At 63.1% G+C, this 18,921-nt stretch carries 18 protein-coding genes; 8 read left to right on the forward strand and 10 right to left on the reverse strand.

Features of this window, described 5'->3' with window-relative positions; translation table 11 throughout:
- Window positions 1–139: 139 nt before the first annotated feature.
- On the reverse strand, window positions 140–1,720 hold the full coding sequence (locus ACPPVP_RS03655) for a tannase/feruloyl esterase family alpha/beta hydrolase (protein ID WP_426537644.1): 1,581 nt from the start codon (window positions 1,718–1,720) through the stop codon (window positions 140–142).
- Between the two features lie 232 nt (window positions 1,721–1,952).
- Window positions 1,953–3,227, reverse strand: a complete 1,275-nt coding sequence (locus ACPPVP_RS03660; RefSeq protein ID WP_426531396.1) for an NAD(P)/FAD-dependent oxidoreductase — start codon at window positions 3,225–3,227, stop codon at window positions 1,953–1,955.
- 234 nt (window positions 3,228–3,461) lie between these two features.
- Here ACPPVP_RS03660 and ACPPVP_RS03665 point away from each other — a divergent pair, with 234 nt between their 5' ends.
- A complete protein-coding gene (locus ACPPVP_RS03665; RefSeq protein WP_426531398.1) occupies window positions 3,462–3,770 on the forward strand; it encodes a hypothetical protein in 309 nt (102 codons plus the stop codon).
- A 25-nt stretch (window positions 3,771–3,795) separates the two neighbouring features.
- Complete coding sequence (locus ACPPVP_RS03670) at window positions 3,796–4,677, forward strand: sigma-70 family RNA polymerase sigma factor (protein WP_426537646.1); 882 nt, start codon at window positions 3,796–3,798, stop codon at window positions 4,675–4,677.
- Window positions 4,678–4,689: 12 nt separating this feature from the next.
- Here the strand turns inward: ACPPVP_RS03670 and ACPPVP_RS03675 are convergent, their stop codons facing one another.
- On the reverse strand, window positions 4,690–5,226 hold the full coding sequence (locus tag ACPPVP_RS03675) for a DUF805 domain-containing protein (RefSeq protein WP_426531400.1): 537 nt from the start codon (window positions 5,224–5,226) through the stop codon (window positions 4,690–4,692).
- A 362-nt stretch (window positions 5,227–5,588) separates the two neighbouring features.
- Between ACPPVP_RS03675 and ACPPVP_RS03680 the strand changes: the two genes are divergently transcribed.
- The 5 genes from ACPPVP_RS03680 (at window position 5,589) to ACPPVP_RS03700 (ending at window position 10,378) form a co-directional block, all read left to right on the forward strand.
- Entirely contained in the window at window positions 5,589–6,761 is a 1,173-nt protein-coding gene (locus tag ACPPVP_RS03680) for an ABC transporter substrate-binding protein (protein ID WP_426531402.1), read from the forward strand.
- 277 nt (window positions 6,762–7,038) lie between these two features.
- Window positions 7,039–7,953 (forward strand): branched-chain amino acid ABC transporter permease, encoded by a 915-nt coding sequence (locus ACPPVP_RS03685; protein ID WP_426531404.1) that lies wholly within the window; start codon window positions 7,039–7,041, stop codon window positions 7,951–7,953.
- On the forward strand, window positions 7,950–8,897 hold the full coding sequence (locus tag ACPPVP_RS03690; protein ID WP_426531406.1) for a branched-chain amino acid ABC transporter permease: 948 nt from the start codon (window positions 7,950–7,952) through the stop codon (window positions 8,895–8,897). The genes ACPPVP_RS03685 and ACPPVP_RS03690 overlap by 4 nt, the downstream gene beginning before the upstream one ends.
- Entirely contained in the window at window positions 8,890–9,657 is a 768-nt protein-coding gene (locus tag ACPPVP_RS03695) for an ABC transporter ATP-binding protein (RefSeq protein WP_426531408.1), read from the forward strand. Before ACPPVP_RS03690 ends, ACPPVP_RS03695 begins: the two co-directional genes overlap by 8 nt.
- Entirely contained in the window at window positions 9,650–10,378 is a 729-nt protein-coding gene (locus tag ACPPVP_RS03700; RefSeq protein WP_426531410.1) for an ABC transporter ATP-binding protein, read from the forward strand. Before ACPPVP_RS03695 ends, ACPPVP_RS03700 begins: the two co-directional genes overlap by 8 nt.
- A gap of 230 nt (window positions 10,379–10,608) precedes the next feature.
- On the opposite strand, the gene ACPPVP_RS03705 is transcribed toward ACPPVP_RS03700, so the two are convergent.
- Both ACPPVP_RS03705 and ACPPVP_RS03710 read right to left on the reverse strand, forming a co-directional pair.
- Entirely contained in the window at window positions 10,609–12,045 is a 1,437-nt protein-coding gene (locus ACPPVP_RS03705) for a glutamine synthetase family protein (RefSeq protein ID WP_426531412.1), read from the reverse strand.
- 205 nt (window positions 12,046–12,250) lie between these two features.
- Entirely contained in the window at window positions 12,251–13,609 is a 1,359-nt protein-coding gene (locus tag ACPPVP_RS03710) for a Rieske 2Fe-2S domain-containing protein (RefSeq protein ID WP_426531414.1), read from the reverse strand.
- 94 nt (window positions 13,610–13,703) lie between these two features.
- Between ACPPVP_RS03710 and ACPPVP_RS03715 the strand changes: the two genes are divergently transcribed.
- The gene (locus tag ACPPVP_RS03715; protein WP_426531416.1) at window positions 13,704–14,495 is read left to right on the forward strand and encodes an IclR family transcriptional regulator domain-containing protein; all 792 of its coding nucleotides are present in this window, start codon (window positions 13,704–13,706) and stop codon (window positions 14,493–14,495) included.
- 119 nt (window positions 14,496–14,614) lie between these two features.
- On the opposite strand, the gene ACPPVP_RS03720 is transcribed toward ACPPVP_RS03715, so the two are convergent.
- The 5 genes from ACPPVP_RS03720 to ACPPVP_RS03740 all read right to left on the reverse strand — a co-directional run bounded on the left by ACPPVP_RS03720 (window position 14,615) and on the right by ACPPVP_RS03740 (window position 18,732).
- The gene (locus tag ACPPVP_RS03720) at window positions 14,615–15,148 is read right to left on the reverse strand and encodes a hypothetical protein (RefSeq protein ID WP_426531418.1); all 534 of its coding nucleotides are present in this window, start codon (window positions 15,146–15,148) and stop codon (window positions 14,615–14,617) included.
- Between the two features lie 245 nt (window positions 15,149–15,393).
- Window positions 15,394–15,624 (reverse strand): hypothetical protein, encoded by a 231-nt coding sequence (locus ACPPVP_RS03725; protein WP_426531420.1) that lies wholly within the window; start codon window positions 15,622–15,624, stop codon window positions 15,394–15,396.
- A 5-nt stretch (window positions 15,625–15,629) separates the two neighbouring features.
- Window positions 15,630–16,001 carry a PilZ domain-containing protein gene (locus tag ACPPVP_RS03730; protein ID WP_426531422.1) on the reverse strand — a complete coding sequence of 124 codons (372 nt, stop codon included), beginning with the start codon at window positions 15,999–16,001 and terminating at the stop codon, window positions 15,630–15,632.
- 267 nt (window positions 16,002–16,268) lie between these two features.
- Window positions 16,269–17,498 (reverse strand): acyltransferase family protein, encoded by a 1,230-nt coding sequence (locus ACPPVP_RS03735; protein ID WP_426531424.1) that lies wholly within the window; start codon window positions 17,496–17,498, stop codon window positions 16,269–16,271.
- Window positions 17,499–17,583: 85 nt separating this feature from the next.
- A complete protein-coding gene (locus ACPPVP_RS03740) occupies window positions 17,584–18,732 on the reverse strand; it encodes a helix-turn-helix domain-containing protein (RefSeq protein WP_426531426.1) in 1,149 nt (382 codons plus the stop codon).
- Between the last annotated feature and the right edge of the window lie 189 nt (window positions 18,733–18,921).

Raw genomic sequence — 18,921 nt, forward strand, 5'->3', positions numbered from 1 at the left:
GCGCACGCGCCGTCTCGAACCCTGAGGCCTCGGTGCCCGCGGCCATCCTTCGAGACGCGGCCTGACGGCCGCTCCTCCAGCGATAACGGCGAAGCCGTTACGCAGGGATGAGGTCGCGTATGTAGCGGCGGCTGCCAATTCATGGCGCGCAGTAAAAGCTCGCCGCGAGATTGACCGGTCCCGATTTGTAATGCGGCCACGCCGGCCAGCGGCACAATGGCAGCGAACGCAGCGTTTCGAATGCCGGCGCTTCGACCTTCTGCTCGGTCACATCGAGATCGCCGGGCGCCTTGCCGTTCTCGACCCAGTCGACGAGCACGCCGAGCATATCGACATTGGCGGGCGCGCCAGAGCCGACATGATCGACGCCCGGCGCCGTATAGAGACGGGCGAATTCCGCCGTCTTCTCAGTCCCGAGCTTGCGCTGCACGTTTTCGAAGTAGCGAATTCCCGCGTACGGGCTCTGCGCGTAGTCGGCCATGTGCTCGAGAATCACGAGCTTGCCGCCGCGTTCGCTGAAGCGGCTGAGGTCGGGATTGGTCGAATCCATCAGCTTGGAAACCTGGAGCACGCGCTCCCTGTGGTCTTCGGGTTTGTATTTCGTGACGTCGAGCTGTGGGTCGCGCGCAAAGACGTATTGAATGCCGCCCGCACCATAGATCCAGGCGATGCCGTTGGTGGGCGAGGGCGGCTGCGTCGGTGCCGCCTTGCCGAGCCACCACGAGATCCAGCCGCCGGTCGGGCCGAAGGCGGCGGTGTTTTCGCCCGACACGCCCCAGCCCGGATAATCATCAAGACCGTTTTCCATGGCGAACGGAAACTTGTACGTCGAATGCAGTGTCTTGATCGCCGTGATCTGGGCGTCGGTCAGACACTGGTCGCCGCTTTGGCCCGCCGCGCAGCGCAGGGATTCCGGCTGGAATTTTGCCTTGCAGCCGACCGGATCCTGTACCAGCTGGTCGTCCGAACCGTCGGCCGTGTCGCAGGCCTGCAGGACTGCCTTCGCGACGAGTTCGACTTGGGCGGGACGGATCCAGCCGTCGCCCATCGTCGCCAGTCCCGACCGCGTTCCGGCATGCTGCAAGCCGACCCAATTGATGACAGGCACGCGCGCGAAAATGCCGTCGAAATCTTCCGGATAGCGCTGCGCCATCGTCAGCGCCTCGCGGCCGCCTTCCGACGATCCCATGATGTAAAGTTTGGAAGGCGGATTGCCGTAGGCGCGCACCATCAAGGCAACGGCAGCGTCCCGCACGCGCTTGTAGGATCGATATGAAAAATTCTCGAAGGCTTCGTCGTTGAGCGCAAACACCTGCGGCGACTCGCCCGGCTTGGTCTCATGGCCGGAATCCGTGCCATAGGTGACGAAGCCCTGCGCCAGTGGAGAAGGCGTGCCGAAAGGATAGGCCGGCGGAAGGGCGAGGCCGGTGATGAGCACGCCGTTGAAGCCGCCGCCGCCATATTGCAGCGAGCGGCCGTTCCATTCCACGGGAAGATTCACCTGGAATTTGATCGGCGGCGCCTTGGGATCGGACGGCGCGATCTGGCCAAGCACCTTGCAAAATTCCGGATTGGCCGGGGTGACGCGTGCTGACGGCGTCGGCCCCCGTTCGGCGACGGCGAGTGGTGCAGGGGCAACGATAGCGGCGGAGTCGATCCGGACGGCATTGTCGGCCGGTCGGATAAGGTCGCCGCATGTCGTGGCCGGATCGCCGGTCATCTTCGCGGCGGTTGCCTCGGCGGCAAGCAATGAGGTCACGGTGACCAGCGAAGCCACGCAAGCCCACGCGCCCGCGTTGATTTTGAGCCCTTGCATCGTTCCCTCACGCCCGTGTTGTGCCCCGCGTATTTGGCTCGCGGTCGCGCTACAATGGCCGGGCTGGCGTGGGCGTCAACTCAAATCAATCCATGCGCCGCCTGCCGTGCCGCAGGGGCTGTACCGGCGGGCAAGCCTATCCCGTGACCTTGCTCGAGCCCTGCGTGATCAGCCGCGCGGCGCGCTGGTCGCGGGCATGAATCCACAGCCAGCTCAGCGCCACGCTGAGCCGGTTGCGCAGGCCGATCAGGAAGTAGATGTGGGCAAGGCCCCAGATCCACCAGGCGAGGTGGCCGCGCATCTTCATCCAGCCGAAATCGATCACGGCCTTCTTCTTGCCGATCTGCGCGAGACTGCCGGCATGCTTGTAGCGGAACGGTGGCAGCGTGGTGCCGCCCAGCCGCGCCTTGATCAGCGCCGCCACATAGCGTCCCTGCTGTTTGGCGGCCGGCGCGATGCCCGGCACCGGATTGCCGTCGGGGCCTGCGATCGTCACGGTGTCGCCAACGGCAAAGATGTCGGGATGGCCGGGCACGGTCAGGTCGGGCTCGACCTTCAAGCGGTAGGCGCGGTCGGCGGGCGCATTCAGCCATTCCGCCGCGCGCGAGGCGCGTACGCCGGCGGCCCAGACGATGGTTCGGGCCTCCAGCTTGTTGCCGCCATAGACGACGCCATCGATGGCGCATTCGGTGACGGGTTGCCCCAACACCACCTCGACGCCAATCTCCTCCAGCGAGCGTTGCGCGTAGGTGGAGAGGTCCTCGGGAAAGCCTGCGAGCACGCGCGGGCCGGCCTCGATCAGGACGACGCGGGTCTTGTGGGTGTCGATGTTGCGAAAATCCGGCGGCAGCGTGTCCTTAGCGAGGTCGGCGATGGTCCCGGCCATTTCGACGCCGGTCGGGCCGGCGCCGATGATGACGAAGGTCAACAGCGCCGCGCGCCGCACCGGGTCGGTCTCGCGCTCGGCGCGTTCGAAGGCGACGAGGATGCGCCGCCTAAGCGTGGTGGCATCCTCCAGCGTTTTCAGGCCCGGCGCGAACGGCTCCCATTCGTCGTGGCCGAAATAGGCGTGGCGGGCGCCGGTGGCGAGCACCAGCGTATCATAGGCCAGCGCGTCGCCGTCCTCGAGCAGCACGCGCTTGCCCGCCGCATCGACACCGCTGACATTTGCGAACAGCGTCGTCACCTCCTTGCGCCCGCGCAGGAGGTAGCGGATCGGCCAGGCGATCTCCGACGTCGCCAGCGAGGCGGTCGCGACCTGGTAGAGCAGCGGCTGGAACAGATGATGGTTGCGGCGGTCGATCAGCGTGATCCTGACCGGCGCGCCGGCGAGGCCAAAGGCCGTTTCGAGGCCGCCGAAACCGGCGCCGACGATGACGATGTGATGGGGCTGTTTCAGCGCTGTTGTCATGGCATGCAACCCCGGTTTCGGATATCTCGACACACTGGATTATGTAATCATTTGCGCCGCCGGTCCAAGGCGCGTTTTCCGATCGGTCGATAGCGAAAGCGTATGATGCCGTCGCCCCGGCGCGAGGCCGGGACGACGACGAAAAAAAATTGCCTTCAGCCGCATCCTTTGGCCGATCCCAAACGTCCTTGGGGTCGAAGCGCTGCCTTCGCAGCCGCCAGGGAGGAGAGGGCAATGAAACGGACCGTGATAAGGTACAAAACCAAGCCTGATATGGCCGACAGGAATGCCGGACTGGTGGCTGCGGTGTTTGCGGAACTGAAGGCGGCGCGGCCGGAAGGTTTGCGCTATATGTCGCTGCGGCTGGAGGACGACACCTTCATCCATTTTGTCGAGACCGCTGCGGAGGATGGCGCCAGCGCCTTGCCCAAGCTGGCGGCGTTTGCCGCGTTCCAGAGCGGCATTCGGGAGCGTTGCGCCGAACCGCCGGTGGCCAAAGGCGCCACCATCGTCGGCAACTATCGCATGTTGAGTGAGAATTGATCCGCTTGCCGGAGGCCAAATGAGCGTGGTGCCCGAGCCGTCCGCCGCCTTCGACATCGAACGCCTGCTGGTGGCGATGCGGCCAAAACTGCATCGCTACTGCGCGCGCATGACAGGCTCGGTCATCGACGGCGAGGACGTGCTGCAAGACGCCCTGATCAAGGCGGTGGAGGCGCAGGCTGGCGCCGGCGCAATCGGCAATCCCGAAGGCTGGCTGTTCCGGATCGCGCACAACACCGCGCTGGATTTCCTGCGCCGGCGCAACCGCCAGGAGGCGCTCCGTTCGGCCGAGGAGGTGGACATGATCGTGGATCAGCTCGATGCCGTGGAGAGCCGCCAGATCGCCGCCACCTCGTTGCGCACCTTCATGCGCCTGCCGGTGGCGCAGCGTTCCAGCGTGATCCTGATGGACGTGCTCGGCTGTTCGCTCAAGGAAATCTGCGAGGTGATGGATTGCAGCCTGCCGGCCGCCAAGGCCGCACTGCATCGCGGCCGCGCCCAGTTGCGCGAAATCGCCGGCGAACCGGAGGACACGCCGCAACAGCGATTATCGGACGCCGATCGCGCGCGGCTTGGCGCCTATGTCGCTCATTTCAACGCGCGCGATTTCGACGCGATCCGCGCCCTGATCGCGGACGATGTCCGGCTGGATCTCGTCAGCAAGACCCAGATGAGCGGCAAGGCCGAGGTGTCGCGCTATTTCAGCAATTATTCCAAGGTGAACGATTGGCATCTGGTCCCGGGCCTGGTGGAGGGACATCCCGCCATCCTGGTATTCGATCCGAACGCGCCGGATTCAAAGCCGAAATATTTCGTGCTGCTCCGCTGGTCGGCCGACAAGGTCGCGACCATCCGGGATTTTCGCTACGCGCCTTACGTCATCGATGGCGCGGAATATCTGGTCTAAAGGGCAAAGCCCTTAAACTGCGCGGCGGCCGAATTCGCCATTGGCGACCCGCGCGACACGTGACGCGGTCGTGGCCGCGGGACTGCGCGACGGCAGATCGGGCATCCGGAACGACCCGCCGGATGGCGTCGCCGAATGGTCCTGCTCGCTGCTTGGCCAAAACAGCAAGGCGAGAAAGAGCGCGAGGTTGACGAGCGCGCCGACGATCGTTCCATGCTGCCCACCGAGTGCGATGGCCGGGATCTTGCTGGCAACGAGTCCATCGATGATCGCTACCGCGATCCATCCCGGAATCACGCAAACCGGATCCCACCCAATATCCCTGATCCGCATCGCGTGCAGCGTGAAGCTCAGCCAGATGAACAGGATGGCGGCGGTGATGACCTGCCACGAGGTCAGGTTGGGGATCATTCCCTGCGGCGCGTTTTGGAGCGCATGTCTGGCGATGGCGAAAGAGATCACCGTCATCAGGACAGCGGTCGCAATCGTTGCGAGGAAAAAATGCAATCGTCCGAGGCGCGCATTGAAGCCGAACAGGAAACCCAGCATGGCAGCCACCCTTTTCAGGGCACTTGGCCACAGATTGCTTTCCGGGCTGTGAACCGGGCGGGGTGCACGCGGAGGTCGGTTTCCAGCGGCTTCACGCAATCGGTAAAACCCGAACGGCTGCCCAGGGTGCGACAATTGTTGCCTGAGCAACCGGAACTATAATTCTTGCCATCGACAGCATCTGCGAACTATGGTGCAGGCCGCTGGGGTATGAGCCAAAGGTCCAAAGCGGGGCCGGCGGTTCATGCTTGCCGCTGACCGGCGATTTCGCGCACAAAATACCTCACCTGATAATGAGGCGCGCGACACGCGGGTCGCCCGGTTGATCCGGGTCTGGTTCGATAACGAGGAGGGGAGTGATTATGAAAAAGGCATTCTGGCTGGCAGGCGCGGCAATTCTGGCGCTGGCGCAGCCCGCATCCGCTGGCGACACCATCAAGATCGGCTTTGTCTCGACCTTCAGCGGCCCGACCGCTGTAATAGGCAACGACATGCGCAACTCGTTCGAGCTGGCGCTGGACCATCTCGGCCGCAAGATGGGTGGCAAGCCGGTCGAGGTGATCTATGAGGACGACGGCCAGAAGCCCGATGTCGGCAAGCAGAAGACGGAGAAGCTGATCCAGTCCGACAAGGTCGATTTCATCGCCGGCTATATCTGGTCGAACGTGCTGCTGGCCTCGCTGAAGACCGCGGTCGATTCCAAAACCTTCCTGATCTCGGCCAATGCCGGGCCCTCGCAGCTCGCCGGCGAACTCTGTTCGCCTTACGTGTTCTCGACCTCCTGGCAGAACGACCAGACCCCGCAGGCCATGGGCCAATACATGAACCAGAAGGGCGTCAAGTCGGTGTTCCTGATCGGCCCGAACTATGCGGCCGGCAAGGACATGCTGGCGGGCCTGAAGAGCACCTTCAAGGGCGAGGTGGTCGGCGAGGAATATACGGTGTGGCCGAGCCAGCTCGATTTCTCGGCCGAACTCACCAAGGCCAAGAACTCCAAGGCCGAGTCGATCTTCGTGTTCTATCCCGGCGCTGCCGGCGTGCAGTTCCTCAACCAATATGCCCAGGCCGGCCTCAAGGCGCAGATGCCGCTCTATACGGCCTTTACCGTCGACGAATTGTCGCTACCGCTGCAGAAGGACAACGCGATCGGTATTCCCGGCGCCCAGGAATGGGTCAACGATCTGCCGAACGCGGAGAACAAGAAGTTCGTCGAGGACTACCGCAAGAAGTATACCGGCCTGCGTCCGACCTATTACGGCGCGCAGTCCTACGACGCCGCGCAGCTCATCAACAGCGCGGTGGTCGCCACAAAGGGCGACACCTCGAAGAAGGACGAGATGAAGGCCGAGATGGAAAAGGCCAACTTCAAGTCGGTGCGCGGCCCGTTCAAATACGGCAAGAACCATATTCCGATCCAGAATTTCTACCTGCAGGACGTGGTCAAGGACGCCGACGGTCAGCTCTCGCTCAAGACGGTGGCCACCATCGTCAAGGACGACCAGGACCGCTTCCACGACAAATGCCCGATGAAGTGATGGTTGGCATGGCCGGTGCATGATCGGCCAAGGGGCTTGTCGAAAAATTACTTTATGTTTAAAGTAATTTCAAAGACCCGATGGCCTGCTTCGGAGGCGTGGATGTGTAAGCGGTTTGGCAAATGATCATGCGCCAATAAAAATAAGCGGCGGCGCCGACGCGCTGCCGCTGTTTTGTTTCGCGTTGAGGGGCACGATCTGAAAAGGGGAAACCGGTTTTCCCTCGCGACGAACGCGTGGCGTCGGCGTGGAGATCACGATCTGAGAGGGGTCTGGGTTGGTTCTCGTCGAACAATCGCTGAACGGCCTGCAGTTCGGGCTGCTGCTGTTTTTGCTGGCGGCCGGCCTGACGCTGGTGTTCGGCATCATGGACTTCGTCAATCTGGCGCACGGCTCGCTCTACATGATGGGCGCGTATTTCGCGGCGACCTTCGTGGCGTGGACCAACAGTTTTGTGCTCGGCATCGTGCTGGCGCTCGGCGCCACGTTGTTGTTGGGCATCGCGCTCGAATTCATCGCGCTCCGGCATCTTTACGGCCGCGACCATCTCGACCAGGTGCTGGCGACCTTCGGGCTGATCCTGTTTTTCAATGACGCGGTGCGGCTGATCTGGGGCCCGGCTGGCCTGTCGCTGCCGCTGCCGGCATGGCTGACCGTGCCGGTGCAGATCGTCCCCGGCGTGTCCTATCCGGCCTATCGGCTGTCGATCATCGTGGTGGCGCTCGCGGTCGCCGCACTTCTTTATCTCGTCGTCATGCGCACCCGCATCGGCATGCTGATCCGCGCCGGCGCCTCCAACCGCGAAATGATCGGCGCGCTCGGTATCAACATCAAGCTGCTGTTCACGCTGGTGTTCGGGCTTGGCGCCGCGCTCGCCGGCCTTGCCGGGCTGATGCAGGCGCCGATCCTCACCGTGCAGATCGGCATGGGCGAGAACATTCTCATCCTTGCCTTCGTCATCATCGTGATCGGCGGCATCGGCTCGATCCGCGGCGCGTTCCTGGCCGCGATCTTCGTCGGCATGATCGATACGCTCGGCCGCGCCTTCCTGCCTGACCTGCTGCGCATGGTGTTGAGTTCTTCCGCAGCCTCCACCGCGGCGCCCGCATTGTCCTCGATGCTGATCTATCTGCTGATGGCGATTGTGCTTGTCGTGCGGCCGGAGGGGCTGTTTCCGGCCGCCAAGCGATGAAATCTCACATCAACGTCCGCAACGCCGTCGTGGCGCTCGTCGTGCTTGGCCTCACGCTGCTGCCGGTCTATTCCGCGCTATCAGGCAACATCTTCATCCTGACGCTGTTCACCCGCATCGTCATCTTTGCGCTTGCCGCCGCCAGCCTCAACCTCATCATGGGCTATGGCGGCATGATGAGTTTTGGCCATGCCGCCTATCTCGGCATCGGCGGCTATGCGGTGGGCATCCTTGCTTTCGAAGGTATCGGCTCCGGCTTCATCCAGTGGCCGGTGGCGCTGCTGGCATCGGCGCTGTATGCGCTCGTCATCGGCGCGCTGTCGCTCCGCACCCGCGGCGTCTATTTCATCATGATCACGCTCGCCTTTGCGCAGATGGCCTATTACGTCACCTCGGGCATGTCGCGGTATGGCGGCGACGACGGGCTGACGATCTACAAGCGCAGCACTTTCGGTGGCCTGATCGACCTGTCGAACCGCGTGCAGTTCTACTATCTCTGCCTCGGCTGCCTGTTCGGCGGCATCTACCTGATCTGGCGCATCATCAATTCGCGGTTCGGCATGGTGGTGCAGGGCGTGCGTTCCAACGAGCAGCGCATGCAGGCGATCGGCTATCATGCCAACCGGTATCGTCTCGTCTGTTTCGTCATTGCGGGCACTATCTGCGGCCTTGCCGGCGCGCTATTGGCGAACAATACCGACTTCGTCAGCCCGGCCGGCATGTACTGGACGCGCTCCGGCGAACTCATGGTGATGGTGGTGTTCGGCGGCATGGGTTCGCTGTTCGGGCCGGTCGTCGGCACCATCGTGTTTCTGCTGCTGGAAGAGCTGTTGTCGCAGTTTACCGAATACTGGGCGCTGATCATGGGCCCGCTGTTGCTGCTGATCGTGCTGTTTGCGCGCGGCGGCATCATGGGGCTGCTGGGGAGGTTTAGCCGTGCCTGATCCCATGCTCCGCGTCGAAAACCTGGTGCGCAGTTTTGGTGGCATCAAGGCCACCGACAATCTGTCGCTCGATGTAGCCAGGGGCGAACTGCACGCCATCATCGGCCCCAACGGCGCCGGCAAGACCACGCTGATCAGCCAGTTGACCGGGCAGTTGATGCCGAATTCCGGCGCCATTCACTTTGCCGGCCGCGACGTCACGTGGCTGCCGTCCTATCAGCGCAGTCGGCTCGGCCTCGCGCGCTCGTTCCAGATCACCTGCCTGCTGCCGAATTTCACGGCCGCGGACAATGTCGCGCTCGCCGCGCAAGCCCATGACGGCCACTCGTTCCGCTTCTGGGGCGCTGCCCGCAAGGAGAAGCATCTGCGCGAGGCGGCGCAGGCCGCGCTGACGCGGGTCGGGCTTGCGAAACGCGCCGACGTGCCGGTGTCCGAATTGAGCCACGGCGAGCAGCGCGAGCTGGAGCTCGCGGTAGCGCTCGCGACAAAGCCGCAATTGCTGCTCCTCGACGAGCCAATGGCCGGCCTCGGCGTCACCGAATCCGCGCGCATGGTGGCGTTGCTGAAGGAATTGCGGAAGGAAGTGACGATCGTGCTGGTCGAGCACGACATGGAAGCAGTGTTCGCGCTCGCCGACCGCATCACCGTGCTGGTCTATGGCCGCGTGATCGCGTCAGGCGATCCCGACGCCATCAGGAACAACGAGGAAGTTAAGCGCGCCTATCTCGGCGAACAGCATGCGGTGACCAGCCATGGTTGAAACCAAAAGGGCTGAAACCTTGCTGGAAATCGACGGGATCGAGACCTGCTACGGCCTCAGCCAGGTGCTGTTCGGGCTTTCGTTGAAGGTCCAATCGGGCGAGATGGTCGCCCTGATGGGCCGCAACGGCATGGGCAAGACCACGACCATCCGCTCCGTCATGGGCATGACGCCGGCCCGATCAGGCACCATCCGCTTTGCCGGCGAGAAGGTGCGCAGCCTGCCGTCGTATAAAATTGCAAAACTCGGCATCGGCCTGGTGCCGGAAGGCCGCCAGATCTTTCCCAATCTCACCGTGTACGAAAATCTGGTCGCGGCTTCCGGCAATCGTCTCGGCAATCCCGATCCCTGGACCATCGACAAGATCCACGCACTGTTTCCGCGGCTCGCCGAGCGCAACAGCAACATGGGCGTCACGCTGTCCGGCGGCGAGCAGCAGATGCTGGCGATCGGCCGCGCGCTGATGACCAACCCAAAACTGTTGATCCTCGACGAAGCCACCGAAGGCCTCGCACCCCTGATCCGCGAGGAAATCTGGAATTGCTTGTCGATGCTGAAGGGCCGCGGTCAATCGGTGCTCGTCATCGACAAGAACGTCGCCAACCTCTCCAAGATCGCTGACCGTCACTACATCATCGAGCGCGGTCGCACGGTGTGGACGGGCACGAGCGAGCAGTTGGTATCAGAGCCCGATCTGCAGCACCGGTATCTGGGGATTTGAGTGCGTAGGGTGGGCAGAGGAGCGAAGCGACGTGCCCACCATCTATCACCGAGCGCGCTGGGGAATGGTGGGCACGCTTCGCTTTGCCCACCCTACGATTCCGGAATTTTGACGGCAGTCCGTCAGCCGTCATTGCGAGCGTGGCGAAGCAATCCATTCATCGGCTTGCTGAGGCATGGATTGCTTCGTCGCTGCGCTCCTCGCAATGACGACGAGAGAGCTGCGCCCCCTCAAAACATCTCGAAATATTCGCGATGCTCCCAGTCCGACACCTCGGCCTGGAAACGCTCGATCTCCGCATTCTTGATGTGGACGTAGTAGTCCACGAACTCCGCGCCCAGCGCCTGCCGAAAGAACGGATCGTCCTGCAGCGCGAACACCGCCTCGCGCAGGCTCTTCGGCAGCAGCGAGGCCTTGGTCTCGTACGGCGTATCCGCCGACGGTCCCGGATCGAGCTTGCGGTCGACGCCGTCGAGGCCGGAAAGAATCTGCGAGGCCATGTAGAGATAGGGATTGGCGGCAGGCTCGCCGATCCGGTTTTCCAGCCGCGTGGCGGCGTCGCCCGGCCCGCCGAGCACGCGGATCATGACGCCGCGGTTATCGCGGCCCCAGATCGCGCGATCTGGCGCCAGCGAATAGGAGCGGTAGCGCTTGTAGCCATTGATGGTCGGCGTCGTGAACACGGTGGAGGCGCGGGCGTGCTCCAGCAGTCCAGCGAGATAGGCTTTCGCGAACGGGCTTAGCGGTTCGCCGCCATCTTTCGCCATGAATACGTTCTCGCCGCTCGCGCGCGAAACGATCGATTGATGCAGGTGCCAGCCGGAGGCGAACACGTTCGGCAGTTTCGGCCGGCACATGAAGGTGGCGTGATAGCCGTGGCGGCGGGCGATCTGTTTTACGGCGCTACGAAACAGCACCATGTTGTCGGCGGGCGTCAGTCCCTTGGTCGGCGCAAAAGTGAACTCGCACTGGCTCGGGCCGAACTCGACCTCGACCGACCGCAGCGGCAGGCCGAGCGCCAGCACGTCGCGGCGGATGATTTCCAGCGCCGGCTCCATCTGGTCGTAGCGCTGCTCGGTCAGGTATTGATAGCCGTGCGACAGCAGGCTGACCGAAGGCGGACGTCCGGGCTGGCCGGCGTCTTCCGGCGCCATGTGCGGGTCTTCGAGCTTGAAGAGGTGGAATTCGACCTCCAGCCCTGCGACGAAATCGTAGCCGCGGCTTCCCAGTTGATCGAGCACCTTGCGATAGAGATGCCGTGTGGCGAACGGCACCGGGCGGCCGTCGCTGAAATGGAGGTCGCACAGCAGCCAGCCCGTGGTTGGCGCCCAGGGCAGCACGCGAAAGGTGGTTGGGTCTGCCACCATCAGCACGTCAGCGGCGCCTTCCATCTCCTTCATGCCGAAGCCGCCGCCGGCCGTGAACACCGGGAACACCGTCTTGTGCGAGGTGTCCTTGGCCAGCATCGTCGTGGTGATGGAGCAGCCACTCTCCAGCGAAGCCAGCGCTTCGGATGCGACCAGCGTTTTGCCGCGCAAAATGCCGTGCTGATCGGGAAATGAGAGCCTGATGACTTCGAGGTTTTTCTCTTCGACGATCTTGCGCAGGCGGCTGGCCGCCTCCTGCTGCTCTTTCGACCACAGCCCGTGACGTTCGACGAAACTCAACGCGTCAGCTCCCGGTTCGAGACTGGGGCGCAGTAGCCTCCCTCGCCCCGCACTTGCGGGGAGAGGGTTGGGGTGAGGAGCTCTCTCCGCGCAGTTGGTGTCAGTTGATAGACCTGTACCCCCTCACCCGGATAGCAAGTGCGATCCGACCTCTCCCCGCAAGCGGGGAGAGGTGACACGAACACCGGTGCTCGGGAAAGCATCATCACTCCGCCGCCGACAAATGCCGGATCTTGCCGGCGATCTCCTGCGGCACGGGCGCTGCCCACGGCGCGCCGCGGCGGCGCTTGACGTCGACTTCCATCCAGTAGATTTCCCAGCCGCGTGTCGGGCCAATGCCGTCCATGGTCGCCGGGCCCTGAATGCTGCGCGCATGCGCGGCGTCGAGGAACATGAACGGCTTCTCGCCTCCGGAAACCTTTTCGATCTCCTGCCGCAGCAGGCGACGATACTGCACGATCGCCTTGTCCGAGGTGCCCAGATGCTCGTTGGTGCGGTCCTGGATCGCGCCCATCGATTCCACGGCCCACTGGTCGTGCACGTTGATGTCGGTCCCCATGCCGGTATAGGTCTCGGTCGCCTGTTCATGCGGATCGAAGCCGTAATCGTTGCTCTTGTTCTTGCGCGATGTGTAATCCGGCAGTTCGTACAATTCGAGCCGCTGGTCGCGCATCTTCTGCTTGTCGACCGGCGCCGCGTAGCTGGTGAAGATCGCATACCAGTAGCAGTTCTCGTCATCGACCGGCACGTGCCACTGCGTGATTGTCATCTCCTGGCTCATCGGGATCACGAAGCCGTGCGGGAAGAGCTGGTTGGTGACGCGCACATGGGTGCGCTCCTCGTCGATTTCGCGCAGCGCGATCAGGCGCATCCCGTATTCGGTGTGCTCGACATTGATGATCGGGTTATCGTATTCGCGCAGGATTTTCGTCATCGGCATGTCGGAGCCCGCAGAAGCGCCGCGGAACTGCTTGCCGTAGGCCGTTGACGTATCCTCGTCCTCGAAGAAGCGATGCAGGAACGAGGCATGCGCCGGATCGATGCCGACTTCGAGCGCCTGCAACCAGTTGCAATTGATGTGGCCCTTGAACGCGAAGGTATGGCTGTCGGGCGCGACAAAGCAGTCGATCTCCGGAAACGCGGGCGGTTCGCCTTCGCCGAGATAGGCCCAGAGGATGCCGCTCTTCTCCACCACAGGGTAGGAGCGCTGCTTGATGCCCTGGCACAGCTTCGAGTCCTTTGGCTCGGCCGGCGTCTCCAGGCATTGGCCGCTGACATTGAACAGCCAGCCATGGAAAGCGCAACGCAGCCCACCATTTTCGAGGCGGCCAAAGGCGAGGTCGGCGCCGCGATGCGCGCAGTGGCGGTCGATCAGGCCGTAGCGGCCTTCCTCGTCGCGAAACAGAACGAGGTTCTCGCCGAGCAGTTTGACGGGGCGCACCGGCCGCGGCCCCTGTAACTCGTCGACCAGTGCCGCCGGCTGCCAATACATCCGCATCAGCTTGCCGCAGGGGTCTTTGCGCCCGGTACGGGTGATCAGGTCGTTGGCTTCCTGGCTCATCATGGCGAGAGGTCTCCGCGAGATTTGTTCGCCTATTGAACTTCTGTGCGATTTTAACGTAGGCTGGATCTTAGGCAAGCGGATTTTGGAGGTAGCGATGCCGAAGCTTAAGCGCCCGGACGACGGCGGCAACCGTAGCGGCACTGATTTCATCGAAAGCCTCGACCGTGGCCTGCGCGTGCTGGAGGTGTTCGGCGCCAGCCAACAGCCGATGACGCTGAGCGATCTCGCCAAGGCGGCCGACCTGCCGCGCGCGACCGCGCGGCGGATTCTCTTCACGCTTGAACGCGCCGGCTTCGTCGCCACCGACGGCAAGCTGTTCCGCCTGATGCCGCGCGTACTGGTGCTGGCGTCAGCCTATCTCGCTTCCAACCATGTCGTCTCGGTGCTGCAGCCGGCGCTCGACCGGCTGTCGGGCGAGGCGCAGGAAATTTCCTCAATGGCGATCCTCGACGGCAACGACGTCGTCTTCATCGCCCGCGCCAGCCCGACGCGGATATTTTCCTCAGGCATCGATATCGGCTACCGCTTGCCGGCGTTCTGCACCTCGGTTGGCCGTGTGCTGCTGTCGCGGCTGCCCGACGACGAACTGGCGAAAGCGCTTGGCAGGATGGACCTCGCGCCGCTGACGCCGCTCACCGTCACCGACAAGAAGCTGCTGCAAAAGACGATCATCGCCGATCGCGCCCAAGGCTATTCGCTGGTCGATCGCGAGGCCGAACCGGGCTTCCGCTCGATCTCGGTGCCGATCCGCCGCTATGACGGCACGATCGTCGCCGCCATCAACATGGGCGCGCATGTCGACCGCGTGTCAACGGCCGAGATGATCGAACGCTTCCTGCCACCCCTGCGCGAGGCGGCCGCCTCGGTGAAGTCGATGCTGGTGTGATTGCTCCATCAGCCGTCGTTGCGAGCGCAGCGAAGCAATCCATCTATCCCCGAGTCGAGAAATGGATTGCTTCGCTGCGCTCGCAATGACGGGAGATAGGGCGAGCGTATTGTCCGGCTTTAACGGTCGAGCCCGAAATGGCCAATGATCTTCCGCGCCGTCACATCAGCCGGATTGATGCTCGTATCCAGCCTCAAGCAATCGGGCCGCGGCACGGCGGTGAGGTCGTAGCGGTCGAGCTCCCGGATCAGGTGCTCTCCTGAGCTTATCTTGCGGCGCTCCACCCGGTCCGGATTGCCGACCCTGCGCAAGGCTTCTTCGCGCGAACAGTGCAGGAAGACCGGAAGCAATTTTGCGCCGTGACGCCGCATGATCTCCTCGATCTGTCCGAATTGCTCCCGGTCTTCAGGCTCGGCATAGCAGAAGGTCGTGACCAGCAGCGGCACGCGGTGTTCGGCGGCGGCGTTGAGGGCCGAACGCCTGACGTCATGGACGAGCTCCCAGAATCCGGGCGCGCCGAACTCGAAGACCGTCAGCGCCAGATCGATGGCGGCGTGATTATCCATCAGCCGCCCCGGCACCATCCGGAGCAGCGCCTTGGCGACCGTGAGCTTGCCGGCGGCCGGCGCGCCATGGAGGAAAAGCAGTTTCATGGGCCATCAATATCGTGACTGAGCGCAAAGTGCGAGGGGCGGGAACCGGGCCACGTGGCGGCGCGAGAACAGGCCGCATCTGATCGCGCCAAAACGCTTTCTCATCTTCCACGAGGAAGTCTGTCGCATCGGCCGATATGTGATCAGGCACGCCAGAGCGTTTTCAAGCGAAGTGGCGACCGGTTCGCGCCAAGAAAACGCGTCAAATCAAAATCTGGATCCGTTCCGATTCCATCGGAACGGATCTATGGCGCGGGCAAGCGCTTGAGCGCGGCTTCGATCGCCTCGAACTTGGCGACGACCTGCGGGGTCACGACATAGCGAAGGATGCCGGCGACCGACAGGCCGACGATCATCGTGACGATCGTGTACTGCGCCATCAACGCCAGCAATATCGAACGCAGACGGCGCCGCCGCGGTTTCGGCGTGCCGGCCACGGCAAGGATGGCCGCGTCTTCACCTTCAACTGCGCTCATGCGATCTAGCGTTCGGTCAGAAACTGATCGAGGCGCGACTGGAGCTGCCGGTTTGCCCGTTCGGTCGCGCGCAGCTTGCGCGCCAGGTCCAGCGGAATGACGTCGCTCGTCTCCCGGACGGTTTCCTGCACATGTGAAAACGCTAGGCCGGCCACGTTGCGGTCGCGCCAGACGAGGTGGGCCCGGCACGAGAGGCCCCTGCGCGCGATCTCGAAATCGACCCGATCGGGCAACATGGCCGAATTCTCGAATTCGATCTTGGCTCCGCGTCGGCTGAAATTGCGCACGACGCAGGCGAGCGTCGAATTGCGCGCGTTGAACGCGACCGTTCCGCCGTAATAGACGCGGTTTCTGGGATGCTGACGCCGGTCCAGCATGATGTGTCCTCCATACGATTAACGAATTGGTAACACACTTTGAGGGTGTATTGCAGCGGGCGCTCGCATGTAACTTGCGCGGTGGTTAACGGTGGTTTTTGTCCCCGGCCGCAACCGCACGGCCCGACCTGGCCCGGACTCCGGTGTTGCAGGTGGTCGTTCCGCCAAAATATTCAGGAGACCGCGCTGCGCAGCCCGAACGCGTGCTCGTCGGGCAGCACCGGCGCCACCGCATCCACAAAGATGCGTGGCGGCGGCAGTGGCGCATCACATCGCAGCGGAGCCTTCGGCCGTCGTCGGCGCGATCTGTCCTCCGCGGCGCACGCGCCGGCCGTTGAGCACCGTGCCGATGAAGCTGTAGCGTACCAGAAACTGGTAGCTGGCAAGCATCAGAGGCAGCGCGATCAGCAGAATCGTCCCGAATTTGACCGGCCATGGCCAGTCCAGGTTGGAGACCGCAACCTGCAGCGCCATCAGAATCGGCAAATGAATGAGATAGAGCCAATAAGACGCGTCGGCGAGGTAGCGGCGCGTGGCACTGTAGCCGGACAGGAAACGCAGGGCAGCGCCGATCGCGGCAAAAGTCGTGGTCCAAATCGCGAGTGCATAGCAGGCCGCACCTGCGAGCTTGATGGCGCTATAGCCGATCGGCTGGGGTTGCATCACGGTCGCGACGGCGAGGAAGAAACTCGCGGTGATCAGAACGATTGCCAGCACTAGATTGAGCAACCAGCGTTGCTCCAGAATTTTGATCAAATCGATCTGGCGATGCAGCAGCCAACCAAAGCCGAACGCCGTGCCGAAACCGATTAGGGCTTGTGGATTGGTGACGAGGGAGGAGTCCGGCGTTCGCACCCCGAGCCAGCCGAGCCATGTTGGATCGAGGCAAAGGGCGATTCCGATCGGCAGCGCCATGATCGCAGGAGCGAACCGGCTCAGCATCACCAGACCGACCACGCGATCGAGACGATCGCGGACACGTCCGTCCTGGTCGAGCCACGCTACGCCAGCGCGCAGTACCAGCAAGCCGGCGTAGAGCTCCAACAGCACATAGAGAAACCAGAGATGCGTAAGCGGAAATCTTGGTAGTACCGGCGGCCACCTTGGCTGGCCGAGCAGAGGCCCGCCATTGGGAAAGCCGGCGGCCCAGATCACGACCATCCCCATCGCCGTGAACAGAATTGGCCACCCGACCACCAGCGGCAGCGCGATTCGCTGTAGGCGATCCTTGATGAAGCCCCAAGTACCGCGGCGATGGAAGCTCAGATGGGCAAAGAAACCGGCGATCAGGAAGAAGGTCGTCATCCGGAAGACGTGGATGGCGAAGAACAGCACGCCAAGCGTTATGCTGGGATGGCTGTCCTGGATGATCCAGATCCGGGTTGGTGACGGGAGGAATGACACTGTTGCATGCAAGACAATGCCGAGCAGCAAGGCATAGCCCCTGACCGCATCGAGGGCATGCAGACGTTCCGGCTTTTGCTCGACATGCGTCATGGGACCCCCAACAGCGGAAACGAAGGAATCGGTCATCCAACCTACCGCACCGGGCCAATCCGTTCTCGCCGGATCGAGAAATCGGCTAGCCGATTTCTCGATCCGGTTGGTCGATTTGAGAAGTGTCGCCGCTTTTGGATGCACTCGCTAGCGATTCCGCCAGGGCGTCGCGCCGGAATTCGGTCGGCGTCAGCCCGGTATCGGCCTTGAAGGCGCGATTGAACGGGCCGATCGACTGGAAGCCGGCGTCCATGGCGATGGTCAGCACCGGGACGTCGCGTTGGCTCAAGTCGGAAAGTGCGGCCTTGGCCTCGTCGATCCGGTAGCGATTGAGAAACGCATTGAAGTTGCGGTGGCCGAGGCCCTCGTTGATCGCCTGCCGGAGCCGATGTTCCGGCAGATCGAGCTTGGCCGCAAGCGCGGCGATGGTGAGGCCTTCCTGCCGATAGATGCGCTCAACGGACATCAGATGGTCGAGCCGGCGCAGCAAGGCGGGTGCAACCGAATCCCGGCCGCCATCGGCACGAGGCTCGGTTCGGGCGATGCTGGTGGTGTCGCTGGATGGATTGATCGCCGTCGCTATGATCGCGGGCGTGGTCGGCGGTGGATAAAACAGGCTCCAGCTGGCCATGACCGCCAGGGGTAACAGACCAATCGAGCTGAGAAGGCTCCCGGAAATGCCGACACTCGCAGATGAGATCGACATCAGGTCTGAGCCGGCGAGAAGGCAGATGAACAGCACCGATAACGCCACGATCGCCAGTCGCAGCCGGCGCCGGCCGGCAACCAGATCGGCGCTCCATGTCCTGACCGTTTGCGCAATGGCCGACAGTGCCAGGATCACCGCCACCAGCGACAGCAATCGACCGCCGGTTCGGGCCAGGGACGGCCAGGCTGTCCATCCAAGAGACACCGCGAACCCGATGCAGACAACGATCAGCCATAGAGCGCCATGCCGGCGCCGAACCACGAAATCGTCATCGAACGTGGCCCGCGCCCAAAGCCAGACAACAACCGGATTGCCGGCCAGAATCGGCCAGGTCCACCACAGCGTCGATTTGGGCACGAACGGCGCGGTTGCGATCGTGTAGGCCGCGCCCGCGGCGGCCATGGCTGCGGCTAGAAGCTTGATCGCATCAAGGGGCCGAGCCCGCACTAATATGACCAGCATCGCCATCAGGAACAGAGCTGCGGTCGCGCCGCGAAGGCCGAGGTCGAGCGCGATGATGCCCATGCCGGTCACAGGTCACACAATATCTGCTGGGCGCAGCAGTTCTCTCGCGATCGTCGGTTTGCCGGTTGCGGGCGAGCCGCGGAAGGAAACTGACTTCATCATGATTAAGGTGTAATCCGCCCTACGGGCTCAGACCTCTTCGTCAACAACTGTAATTTGAGCGAGCTTCATGAACAGAGCGACAATTAT

Source organism: Bradyrhizobium sp. McL0615 (assembly GCF_049993905.1).
GTDB lineage: Bacteria > Pseudomonadota > Alphaproteobacteria > Rhizobiales > Xanthobacteraceae > Bradyrhizobium.

Coding starts and splice junctions, on each gene's coding strand:
- ACPPVP_RS03655 (WP_426537644.1), bottom strand. CDS start 1,720: ATGACCGGCGATCCGGCCACGACATGCGGCGACCTTATCCGACCGGCC.
- ACPPVP_RS03660 (WP_426531396.1), bottom strand. CDS start 3,227: ATGACAACAGCGCTGAAACAGCCCCATCACATCGTCATCGTCGGCGCC.
- ACPPVP_RS03665 (WP_426531398.1), top strand. CDS start 3,462: ATGAAACGGACCGTGATAAGGTACAAAACCAAGCCTGATATGGCCGAC.
- ACPPVP_RS03675 (WP_426531400.1), bottom strand. CDS start 5,226: ATGCTGGGTTTCCTGTTCGGCTTCAATGCGCGCCTCGGACGATTGCAT.
- ACPPVP_RS03680 (WP_426531402.1), top strand. CDS start 5,589: ATGAAAAAGGCATTCTGGCTGGCAGGCGCGGCAATTCTGGCGCTGGCG.
- ACPPVP_RS03690 (WP_426531406.1), top strand. CDS start 7,950: ATGAAATCTCACATCAACGTCCGCAACGCCGTCGTGGCGCTCGTCGTG.
- ACPPVP_RS03700 (WP_426531410.1), top strand. CDS start 9,650: ATGGTTGAAACCAAAAGGGCTGAAACCTTGCTGGAAATCGACGGGATC.
- ACPPVP_RS03710 (WP_426531414.1), bottom strand. CDS start 13,609: ATGATGAGCCAGGAAGCCAACGACCTGATCACCCGTACCGGGCGCAAA.
- ACPPVP_RS03715 (WP_426531416.1), top strand. CDS start 13,704: ATGCCGAAGCTTAAGCGCCCGGACGACGGCGGCAACCGTAGCGGCACT.
- ACPPVP_RS03720 (WP_426531418.1), bottom strand. CDS start 15,148: ATGAAACTGCTTTTCCTCCATGGCGCGCCGGCCGCCGGCAAGCTCACG.
- ACPPVP_RS03725 (WP_426531420.1), bottom strand. CDS start 15,624: ATGAGCGCAGTTGAAGGTGAAGACGCGGCCATCCTTGCCGTGGCCGGC.
- ACPPVP_RS03730 (WP_426531422.1), bottom strand. CDS start 16,001: ATGCTGGACCGGCGTCAGCATCCCAGAAACCGCGTCTATTACGGCGGA.
- ACPPVP_RS03735 (WP_426531424.1), bottom strand. CDS start 17,498: ATGACGCATGTCGAGCAAAAGCCGGAACGTCTGCATGCCCTCGATGCG.
- ACPPVP_RS03740 (WP_426531426.1), bottom strand. CDS start 18,732: ATGGGCATCATCGCGCTCGACCTCGGCCTTCGCGGCGCGACCGCAGCT.